This window comes from Rhizobium sp. S163 (genome assembly GCF_030380805.1).
Taxonomy (GTDB): Bacteria; Pseudomonadota; Alphaproteobacteria; order Rhizobiales; family Rhizobiaceae; genus Rhizobium.
On sequence record NZ_JAUDSA010000018.1, the window covers coordinates 238,163 to 247,336 of the forward strand.

At 64.0% G+C, this 9,174-nt stretch carries 10 protein-coding genes; 2 read left to right on the plus strand and 8 right to left on the minus strand.

The genetic code is table 11. The annotated features are described in order from the left end of the window. Positions 1-56 precede the first annotated feature (56 nt). Both QTL96_RS16695 and QTL96_RS16700 read right to left on the minus strand, forming a co-directional pair. Positions 57-695, minus strand: a complete 639-nt coding sequence (locus QTL96_RS16695; protein WP_112944838.1) for a 5'-methylthioadenosine/S-adenosylhomocysteine nucleosidase — start codon at positions 693-695, stop codon at positions 57-59. Beyond that, the gene (locus QTL96_RS16700; RefSeq protein WP_026283151.1) at positions 692-1,141 is read right to left on the minus strand and encodes a PaaI family thioesterase; all 450 of its coding nucleotides are present in this window, start codon (positions 1,139-1,141) and stop codon (positions 692-694) included. The genes QTL96_RS16695 and QTL96_RS16700 overlap by 4 nt, the downstream gene beginning before the upstream one ends. 141 nt (positions 1,142-1,282) lie before the next feature. Between QTL96_RS16700 and QTL96_RS16705 the strand changes: the two genes are divergently transcribed. Then, positions 1,283-1,744, plus strand: coding sequence for a GNAT family N-acetyltransferase (locus QTL96_RS16705; RefSeq protein WP_289728480.1), 462 nt, complete (start codon positions 1,283-1,285; stop codon positions 1,742-1,744). On the opposite strand, the gene QTL96_RS16710 is transcribed toward QTL96_RS16705, so the two are convergent. Together QTL96_RS16710 and QTL96_RS16715 are read right to left on the minus strand one after the other, a co-directional pair. Continuing rightward, positions 1,741-2,373: an amino acid transporter gene (locus QTL96_RS16710; RefSeq protein WP_289728481.1), complete on the minus strand. Its 633-nt coding sequence runs from the start codon at positions 2,371-2,373 to the stop codon at positions 1,741-1,743. The genes QTL96_RS16705 and QTL96_RS16710 overlap by 4 nt on opposite strands. An 11-nt stretch (positions 2,374-2,384) precedes the next feature. Continuing rightward, complete coding sequence (locus tag QTL96_RS16715) at positions 2,385-2,837, minus strand: TspO/MBR family protein (RefSeq protein ID WP_289728482.1); 453 nt, start codon at positions 2,835-2,837, stop codon at positions 2,385-2,387. Between the two features lie 137 nt (positions 2,838-2,974). On the opposite strand from QTL96_RS16715, the gene QTL96_RS16720 reads away from it, so the two are divergent. Next, positions 2,975-4,051, plus strand: coding sequence for a DUF2252 family protein (locus QTL96_RS16720; RefSeq protein ID WP_289728483.1), 1,077 nt, complete (start codon positions 2,975-2,977; stop codon positions 4,049-4,051). On the opposite strand, the gene QTL96_RS16725 is transcribed toward QTL96_RS16720, so the two are convergent. Genes QTL96_RS16725 through QTL96_RS16740 form a run of 4 tightly spaced genes read right to left on the minus strand, consistent with a single transcriptional unit; the run spans position 4,037 to position 9,167 of the window. After that, complete coding sequence (locus QTL96_RS16725) at positions 4,037-5,134, minus strand: DUF1513 domain-containing protein (RefSeq protein WP_289728484.1); 1,098 nt, start codon at positions 5,132-5,134, stop codon at positions 4,037-4,039. The two genes, QTL96_RS16720 and QTL96_RS16725, sit on opposite strands and share 15 nt — an antisense overlap. A gap of 4 nt (positions 5,135-5,138) precedes the next feature. Beyond that, the gene (locus tag QTL96_RS16730) at positions 5,139-6,305 is read right to left on the minus strand and encodes an imelysin family protein (protein WP_289728485.1); all 1,167 of its coding nucleotides are present in this window, start codon (positions 6,303-6,305) and stop codon (positions 5,139-5,141) included. Beyond that, complete coding sequence (locus tag QTL96_RS16735; protein WP_289728486.1) at positions 6,305-7,840, minus strand: di-heme oxidoredictase family protein; 1,536 nt, start codon at positions 7,838-7,840, stop codon at positions 6,305-6,307. Before QTL96_RS16735 ends, QTL96_RS16730 begins: the two co-directional genes overlap by 1 nt. A 46-nt stretch (positions 7,841-7,886) precedes the next feature. Further along, complete coding sequence (locus tag QTL96_RS16740; RefSeq protein ID WP_289728487.1) at positions 7,887-9,167, minus strand: imelysin family protein; 1,281 nt, start codon at positions 9,165-9,167, stop codon at positions 7,887-7,889. Positions 9,168-9,174: the final 7 nt, after the last annotated feature.

Below are 9,174 nucleotides of genomic sequence, written 5' to 3' on the forward strand. Positions count from 1 at the left end.
CATCGATTGTCCCGCTTTCGCAGGGCCTGGAGCCGTTTTCGAGGGTATCGAAAGCGCTAGAACCAGAATACCCCATCTTCCAGCGCGGTGAACAGGCTGTCGGTGGCATCGGACAGCTTGCGGTCGATCACATGCAGATATTCCGTCCAGCCGGAGATGTGCTGCAGCTCCTCGACGCCGTCGGAAATCCCGCGCAGGCCGATCAGCGGCAGATTGTAGGCTTGGCAGGCGCGCAGGATGGCGAAGGTCTCCATGTCGACCATGTCGGCATCGATGGAAGAATAGGCCGCGCCCGAGACCACATTGCCACCGGTCGACAGGGTCGCTTCCGCGACACCGGGGATGCGGAGCGGCAGGTCGATCACGGCAGGCAGGTCGAGAAACGGCGTGCGTCCCTTCTCGAAGCCGAGCGGCGAGGCGTCCATGTCGCGATAGGAAACCGACGTCACCTGGTAGACCGCCGTCTGCTCGAGCTTTGCCGAGCCGGCCGAACCGAGCGAGACCACGAGTTGCGGCAGCTCTCCCTGGTGCTCGAGGGCTGAAAGCGTGCGCGTCAGCACCACGGCGGCCTCGACCGGGCCGACGCCCGTCATCAAAGGCTCGAAGCGTGAGCGCAGGAAGGGGCCATATTCGGCCTCGGCGGCCATCACGAACAGGATGGATTTTCCCGCGACCGATTTCAGTTCGAACGTCATCCAGTAATGCCCTCTCTGCCGCGTATGATCATCATGGTGCTGGTCATCGAGGCGATCAGCTTGGCCGGGCCGTCGCTGATCGCGTAGCCGCGCCCGTCGGCGACGATGATATTGGTGCCGGGCTTGGTGATCTCGCCGCGAAACAGGAAGCGCTCGCCGCGCCCGGGCGAAAGCAGGTTCACCTTGAATTCGATCGTCAGCACCGAGGCGTCGGGGTCGATGACGCTGTAGGCGGCAAAACCGCAGGCCGAATCCAGCACCGCCGAAATGATGCCGGCATGCAGGATGCCGTGCTGCTGCGTCAGCTTCACGTCGAACGGCAGCTCGATCTCCACCATCGCCCGCTCCACGCGGGTGAGTTCGGCGCCGATCGTGTGCAGCGCCGCCTGGCGCGAAAAATTGGTCTGGATGCGATCGCGGAAATCGCCGCTATCGGTGTTGGTCATCTGTCTGCCCTCGTGCGAGCCGGAAAGTGCCATGCGTCGCCGCGCCACACAAGCGCAATGGCGGGATGGCCGGTACGATTGTGCACTCAACGCCAGCGGCAGGTCGTGCTAGATCGGGGTTGAGATTAGGCGGAGGTCGGCATGCTGCAGGTGAGGCGTTACACGGCTGGCGATTGCGACGACACGATCGCGATCTTTCTGGCGGCGATCCGCGAGGTGGCATCGCGCGATTACAGCCCGGTCGAAATCGAGGCCTGGGCGAAGGTCGAGGATCGCGCCGCCTGGGCGGAGCGCCGCGCCAGCCGGCCAACCTTCATCGCCGAGCATGCGGGGCACCCCATCGGCTTTTCCGATCTGGAGCCCGACGGCCACCTCGACATGATGTTCGTCCACCCCGCCCATCAGGGCATCGGCGTCGCCAGCCTGTTGCTCGCGACTGTCGAGGACGAGGCGAGAGGGCAACGCATCGGCCGCATCTCCACCGAAGCAAGCCTCACCGCGCGGCCCTTCTTCGAGCGTCGCGGCTTCAGCGTCATCGCCCGCCAGAGCGTCGAGAAACGCGGCCAGCGCCTCACCAATTTCCGCATGGAGAAATTTCTCTAGAGCCGCTCCTGCCAGGCATGGCCGGTGTGGGTTTTCCGCAGCATGGCCTTCAGCCAGTCGCGCTCGGAAGGTGCAAGCTTCGGCAGTGCCTTGGCAAAGTCCATCTCGTCCTTGTCTCGCAGGTATTTGGCCTTGAACAGAAGCACGCCCGCCGGCCTGAGATAGGGTATGCCGTCGGCGGTGGTGGCGATCATCTCGGCACGCGGTAGCGCAATCGAGGGATCGCGCTTGTAGACCCAGCGATCGGCCGTTCCCTCCTCGATCATCATGTCGACGCGCCAGCGGCCGGCGGCGCGATCGTGGCACCATATCTGCGCGATCCCGGCGGGCGGCGCTGCATCAGCCGGCAGGGGCGAGACCACGCCGCTCCCGACGGCGTAAAAATCCATGTCGCCGAGCGCCTCGCGAAACATCGCGACGTCGTCGCGCAGCACCGTGAACTCCAGGTCCTCGTGATCGCGCGTCTTCTCTCCATGCCAGAGATCGAGCGCCCAGCCGCCGACCACGCACCATGGCTTCGAAACGCTGCGGAGCCGCAAGGCCAGTTCCGCGGGCTGCCAGGCGTCCCATGCGCCGTGATCGGGGATCGGTCGTGTGTCCATGCGGTCCGTGTTAGCGGGGCGCGGCATCAAGGGCAATCTCAGTTGAGATAGACGATCGAGGCGTTGAGCAGCGTCGCGAAGGAAACCCAGGCGAGGTAGGGCACGAAGAGCAATGCGGCGATCCGGTCGGCATTGCAGCGGTTGAGGATGAAGGCGATGATCAGCGCCAACAGTGCGAGGATCACGATCAGCGCTACCGTCGGGACCTGCAGGCCGAAGAAGAACGGCGACCAGAGAAAATTCGCCACCATCTGTCCCGCCCAGATCAGCATCCCCACGGAGAGATGCCCGCGCATCCAGGTGCGCGCGCCCGCAAGCCCGATCAGCACGTAGAGAATGGTCCATGCCGGCCCGAACACCCAGTTCGGTGGGTTGAACGGCGGCTTGGCGAGCGATTGATACCACTCGCCAGGAAGATTGTTGACGCCGATCACAAGACCGCCGCCAAGCACGATCGCAACGAAGATGATGTAGGTCAGGGCTTTGCTCATGCGGGCGGAGATAGGGCGCGGCGGTCGCCTCGCCAGAGCCATATCGCATACGATTCAAATGATCGTGCAATGATCCCGATTGCCCGCCATGCGCTTCGGGATATGCTTGGCGAAGCAGGAAATTGGAGTGCTTCGAAATGGCCGGTATCGTGCAGTCTACACAGGCCTACGAAAGCTGGCTTCGCGGCCAACTCGGGGCCGATCTGGTCGAAAGTGATCTTCTGCGCAAGCACATGAAGATGCGATCAAGCAGCTTTTCATTCCTGCGCGCCACCTATTGGCGCTTCTCGGAAACCATCCTCGATATCTGCCCTGACGCAGCCGCCGCGCCAAAGGTTCTGGCGATCGGAGATACACATCTCGAAAATTTCGGTACCTGGCGCGATGTCGAGGGACGCCTCGTCTGGGGCGCCAATGATTTCGACGACGCGGCCGTCATGCCTTTCGCGCTCGATCTCATCCGGCTGACGGCAAGTGCGCTCCTGGCGGTCACCGAGGGCGGCCCGCCGGCCCAGACGATCGCGGCTTCGGTGCTGGGGGGATATCTGAGGGCGCTGCAGAGGCCCACGCCCATCATTCTCGAGCGCGATCACAAATGGCTGCGCAAGGCGCTGACCCTTCCCGATAGCGAGCGCCGCGCCTTCTGGGATAAATTCGCGAGCCTTGCACCGGGCGAAAAGCCGGCACCGTCGGCCTATGCCGGAGCGCTCGACGCGTCCTTGCCGTCGGGTCATGCCGCTTACGTTCCGAAGCCGCGCACGGCGGGTACCGGCAGCCTCGGGCGTCCGCGTTTCATCGCTTACACGGATTGGCGGGGCGGGCCGGTGCTGCGCGAGGCCAAGGCCATGCTGCAATCGGCATGGTCTCTCGCCCACGCGCCCGATGATCGCGCCATCCATGCCGTCGAGATCGCGACAGGTCAGATGCGCTCTCCCGATCCGCACTATCGGCTGATCGGCTCGGTTTTGGTGCGGCGGCTGTCGCCGAGCAGCACCAAGATCGAGATCGACGGCAATTCCGATTTGCTGCTGTCGCCGGATATGCTTGATCTGATGGGCTTCGAGATCGGCAATTGCCACGCAAATGACCCCTCAGCGGTTGACGCGATCCTGCGCGACCTCAAGGCGCGCAAGCCGGGCTGGCTGGTGGAGGACGCGAAGGCTGCGGCGGCACAGATCGGTGCCGAGCAGAAAACCTGGTCACACGCGTCGTGACGGCGCGATCCTGACGATGTGCTGGTCCCAAGCCACGTCGCTGCGCTGACCAAGAAAATCGCCGTCATAGGAGGAAACGGCAAAGCCGCTTTTTGCGGGCGCGATGCCGGCCGCCTCGGGCACGATTTCCTCGCGCAGAACCCGGCCGCTTATGGCATCGATGGTCACCGAGGCCCCGCCCTTTGGAGACGTCACGCCCACCAGCCCGTCCTTGCGGTTGACGGCGATGGCACCGACATAGTTGGCGAGCCGGCGGGTGGTCTCTTCGGGCAGATCGACGAAGCGCAGGTCCTCACCCTTGGCGAAGGAGCCGACCAGCGGCGGCAGATCGTTGCGGCGACCTTCATATTGGCATGCAAACCAGATGCGGCCGCTGTCATCGATATCGACATGCCGCGTCGAGACCTGCGCCCACTCGGCGGGCAGCGTGTGTTTCTCGATCAGGGCGCCGGTTGCGGCATCCACGAGCGTCAGCGATGGCTGCATGTTGCCGAGGTTGAGCTTGGTGCGGCCGAAATCCGGATGCGTCTCGATGCCGCCATTGGCAATGACGAGCATGCGGCCGTCGTCGCTGACGGTCATGTCGTGCGGGCCGACGCCATAGGTCTCGAATTCGCCGATCCGCTCGAAGCGGTGGGTGGCGTCGTAGAGCCCGACCATGCCGCGATTGCCGTCGAAATCGTTCTCGCTGGCGTAAAGGATGCGCCCATCGGGCGAAAACGCGCCGTGGCCGTAGAAATGCCGGTTCTCGGCGGCGGTGATCACGATCGGCTTGGCTTTTCCGTGCGGGTCGAAGATCATCGCATAGGTGCCCGGCCGCCGCGCGAAGGCGACGGTCTTGCCCGTGGCGGCGCTGAAGGCCATGCCATGCGAGCGCGCCGGCAGCGCCACCTGATCGATGATCTCGCCGTGCTCGGAAACGGTCGCCACCGCGAAGGACCCATTGGCCTGCCGCACGCCGGAGGCATAGACGGCGTCGGCGCGCTCGAGCGCCATCAGCGCGCGCGGCTGCAAGGCCGCCAGGAAGGTCAGCCCGGCCGCCTTGACGAAGCTGCGCCGGTCGATCGCGGCACTCCTGATCATCGGCTCAATCGCCGTCGGAGAAGGAGAAGCCGGCCGAAAGGCCGATCGCGGCACCGTAATTGTCGCTGATCATGGTCACCAGGTCGCGCGTATCGACCAGGAGCTGGTCGAGCTTTGCCTTCTCGGCATCGCTGGTGGCGACCTCGATATCGGGGTTGAGCTTGGGCACGGTCTCAAGCAGCGACTTCAGCTTGGCGTCGATCGCGTCGGCGACGGGCTTCTTGTCTGATGGAAGCAGGTCGGCCATTTCGGCCTTCTGCCAAAGGTTGCGCAGCCCCTCCAGATTGGATGTCATCGACTTCCAGGTGTTCTTGGAGCGCCAGTAGATCGCCATCTTCGGGCGCGGCGTCGTGTCCTTGCCCTTGTAGAATTGCTCGAGGCGCTGATCGCGGACATTCTCGGCGCCGTGCACGAGAGTGCCGAGAAGTGCGGTCACGGCTTCCTTGTTGTCCATGAAATCGGCGCTCTGCGGACCCGGATGTTTCCAGCTCGCCTGGATGCCGTCAGGCTTTTCCCAGGCGGCGACCACTTCGGCCGCCTCGCGCTGGATGTTGCCGGCCACCGCCGCGCCATAGAGGCAGCGGAAACCGCTCTTCTGGTTGGTGAGGTCTTCCGATCCCGTTCCGTAGAGCACGTATTCAAGCGCCGTCAGACCCTGCAGGGCAACGCTCTTGGAGGCGATCGCATCGACCGTCGTGTCCTTGGGATCGGCCTTGGCGATCAGCGTCTGCACCTGCCTCAAGCCCACGCCCTTGCGATCCGGATAGAACAGGATGTGCTCGAAGAGATTGTCTTGGATGACAGGGCCGACCTGCACCATTTCGATGGCCGACCAGTAGCGGATGATGTCGTCAAAGGCCGACTTCGCCTTGTCGAGGCTGCCGGGCGTGCCCTTGTCGCAGAGATCCTTCATCGCCGTGGTCAGCCGCGCGGCGGACTGCTGAGCATTGCGGTATCCCGGGCGGATCACCTCGTCGACAGCGCGCTGCATCACGGCAGGCACCGCATCCTCGTTCAATCCGGCCGGAGCGGCAGCCTGGCCAGCCTGGGCAGCCGGCGCGACAGTCTGACCCGCCGGTGCTGGGGTCTGGCCCGCCTGCGGAGCGGCCGTCTGCGCCACGGCATTGGAGGCAAGGGCAAGCGAGAGAACCAGAGGGTACCAAAGGCGCATCAAAGAGACTCCAAAAACGTAATCAGTGCCTGCCTGTTATCCGCAGGCAGGGAGGCAAATGCGTCGCGCGACTTTTGTGCTTCGCCGCCATGCCAGAGAATAGCCTCGGTGAGGTTTCTGGCCCGGCCGTCATGAAGGAAAAAGCTATGTCCGCTGACAGTCTTGGTGAGACCTATACCCCATAGCGGCGGCGTGCGCCATTCACGTCCGCTTGCAAGTCCAACCTGTTGTCCGTCCGCCAGCCCGTCGCCCATGTCATGCAGCAGGAAGTCGGAATAGGGCCAGATCAGCTGGAAGGACTGCGCCTTGTCGAGGCTGTCGCGGCGCGTCACATACTTCGGAACATGGCAGGCCGTGCAGCCGCTTTCGTAGAAAACCTGCTTGCCCTTCAGCGTCTCCGGAAAGCTCGCCTTGCGCCGCGCCGGCACGGCCAGATTGGCGGAATAGAAGGTCACGAGGTCGAGGATCGGTCCCGGTGCCTCCTCGTTTCCGAGCCGCTTCTGCACGCCTGTGGCCATCGCCTTGCATTTGGCCTGCGCCTCGGTGCAATCGCCATGCGGGTCGGGCTGGTCAGGCGTGGAAATGCCGATGTCGTTCAGGAACGCATCGGCGCTCTGGTCGCGCACGCTTGCGTTCTGCGCCTTCCAGCCGAAGCGGCCAAGCGCGATCTTTCCGGTGCGGCGATCGCGCACGATGGCCGCCTTGCCGTGGATGCCGTCGCCGTCCTTGTCGTCCGGGTCGGCATGCGCGAGGATATCGGCCTCCGGAATGGCCTCGATCAGCCCCAGCCCGATCATCGCCGGCGCCACGCGCGGCGAGATCGTCGTTGCCGGGTCGAGCGGGCCGTAACCGAGATTGTCGATTGCGTAGCGCGGCCGCCGCAAGGATACGGTCTCGCCACCGGCAAGCGTCACCGGCTCTTCGGTGTAGCTGACCGCCATCTTCCCCTCGGCGGGAAGGCCGGGTACCGCGCGGTCCTGCAGCTGGTGACCGTAGACGAGATCGGGGAAGTTGATGGTCTCGGCATTGGCGACGGCCCGCGCCTCGTCGGGCGTCTTGGCCGTGCGCGCCAGTCTGAGAAACATCGAGCTGGTGCTCGCGTCGGGCTCCGGCTTGCCGCGCCCGTCATTGAGATGGCAGTTCATGCAGGAGCGCGCGTTGAACAGCGGCCCCAGCCCGTCGGAGGCTTGCGTCGAGGAGGGAGCGGAGACCCAAAGCTTCTTGAAGAGCGCATTGCCGAGCTTGAACGGCTGCTCCTCCTCGAAAGGGATGTTCGCGGAGATATGCGAGAAGGAATTGCGCGTCACCGGATCGATCGACGTCGCCCCGCCCGCCTGCATGGCCTCGTATTGCTCGGCCTTGGAGAAGTCGGTGGTCGGCCGCGTCACATCGGCGACGCGCTTGGCGTCGGCTTCGGTGAGATCGGTGCGCTTGGTGGGAAGGTCGAAATTATCCGCAAGGGCGGCGGACAGGCCGGCGATCGTGGCGCAGATGGTTGCGCTGAAGAGAAGACGACGGGCCGGGAAAGGCGACATTTCGGAGCTCGGGCCGCCTCGACAGCAAAGCGGCCCGCCTTTTCACTTATTTGAAGACCGCGCCAGGATTATCCAAGCTGTCGGAACCTTCAAGCTTGACCGTGCCGAGATCAAGGGCTGCGATCACGCGCTGCACCGATTTCGTCTGGTCGACGAGGCCGTCGATGGCAGCCTGGACAACGGCGTTGCCCTTCTTGTTGCCCTCGGCGATCATCTGGTCGTACTTCTCGACGTTCTGGCCGCGCTTGGCCATGATCGCCATCGCCTTCAGCGTCGCGTCGAGCTTGCCCTGCATTTCCTTGTCGAGCTTCTTGTCCTTGGCGGCGACGAGATCGTGCAGCGACGGACCCTTCATCTTCGTACCGTCGACGCGGGTGTAGTTGCCCGTATAGGCGGCAGCGATGCCGACAGCGTCGTTGAGGTGCGAGTTGTAGGTGTTGTCGGAGAAGCAATCATGCTCTTCTTCCGGATCGTGCAGGATCAGGCCGAGCTTCATGCGCTCGCCGGCCAGTTCGCCGTAGGAGAGCGAGCCCATGCCGGTCAGGATGGCGACGAGGCCAGCCTTTGGATCGGCTTCGACATGCTTGGTGGCTTCGCCATCCGGCTTCCAGTTGTCGGTCATTTCCTGCAGGTCGGAGACCAGAAGCGTCGATGCCGACTTCAGATATTCGGCGCGGCGGTCGCAATTGCCGTGCGTGCAATTCTTCAGGTCGTAATCGGTGGCCGGGCGGTTGCCGGCGCCTGGGCCGGTGCCGTTCAGGTCCTGGCCCCAGAGCAGGAATTCGATGGCGTGATAGCCGGTCGCGACGTTGGCTTCCACGCCGCCGGCTTCAGCCAGCGTGCCGGACAGGAATTCGGGCGTCAGCTTCGAAGCGTCGACATCCTTGCCGTCGATCTTGATCGTCTTGTTGGCGATCACGTTGGCGACGTAAAGGGAGTTCTCGTCGCTTTCGGTGCCGTAGGAGGCGTCGACATAGTCGATCAGGCCTTCGTCGAGCGGCCAGGCGTTGACCTTGCCTTCCCAGTCATCGACGATCGGGTTGCCGAAGCGGTAGACTTCCGTCTGCTGGTAGGGAACGCGAGCCTTGATCCAGGCGGCGCGGGCAGCTTCAAGCGTCTTGTCCGTCGGCTCCTTCAAGAAGGCGTCGATCGCGGCGTCGAGAGCCTTCGCCGTGATCAGCGCGTCCTCATACTTCGCGTGGCCGACTTCGGTGTAATATTTCACAACGGCAGCAGCATCCGGGGCCGCGTAAGCGGGGATGGCGGACAGAGCGGTTGGGGCCACCGCCAGCGCCAGGGCTGCGCAGAAATTCCTGTTGAGTTTCATGGGATCC

What these genes read in the sequence shown, in the direction of transcription:
- QTL96_RS16695 (WP_112944838.1), bottom strand. Translation starts at nt 695, where the DNA reads ATGACGTTCGAACTGAAATCGGTCGCGGGAAAATCCATCCTGTTCGTG.
- QTL96_RS16700 (WP_026283151.1), bottom strand. Translation starts at nt 1,141, where the DNA reads ATGACCAACACCGATAGCGGCGATTTCCGCGATCGCATCCAGACCAAT.
- QTL96_RS16705 (WP_289728480.1), top strand. Translation starts at nt 1,283, where the DNA reads ATGCTGCAGGTGAGGCGTTACACGGCTGGCGATTGCGACGACACGATC.
- QTL96_RS16710 (WP_289728481.1), bottom strand. Translation starts at nt 2,373, where the DNA reads ATGCCGCGCCCCGCTAACACGGACCGCATGGACACACGACCGATCCCC.
- QTL96_RS16715 (WP_289728482.1), bottom strand. Translation starts at nt 2,837, where the DNA reads ATGAGCAAAGCCCTGACCTACATCATCTTCGTTGCGATCGTGCTTGGC.
- QTL96_RS16720 (WP_289728483.1), top strand. Translation starts at nt 2,975, where the DNA reads ATGGCCGGTATCGTGCAGTCTACACAGGCCTACGAAAGCTGGCTTCGC.
- QTL96_RS16725 (WP_289728484.1), bottom strand. Translation starts at nt 5,134, where the DNA reads ATGATCAGGAGTGCCGCGATCGACCGGCGCAGCTTCGTCAAGGCGGCC.
- QTL96_RS16730 (WP_289728485.1), bottom strand. Translation starts at nt 6,305, where the DNA reads ATGCGCCTTTGGTACCCTCTGGTTCTCTCGCTTGCCCTTGCCTCCAAT.
- QTL96_RS16735 (WP_289728486.1), bottom strand. Translation starts at nt 7,840, where the DNA reads ATGTCGCCTTTCCCGGCCCGTCGTCTTCTCTTCAGCGCAACCATCTGC.
- QTL96_RS16740 (WP_289728487.1), bottom strand. Translation starts at nt 9,167, where the DNA reads ATGAAACTCAACAGGAATTTCTGCGCAGCCCTGGCGCTGGCGGTGGCC.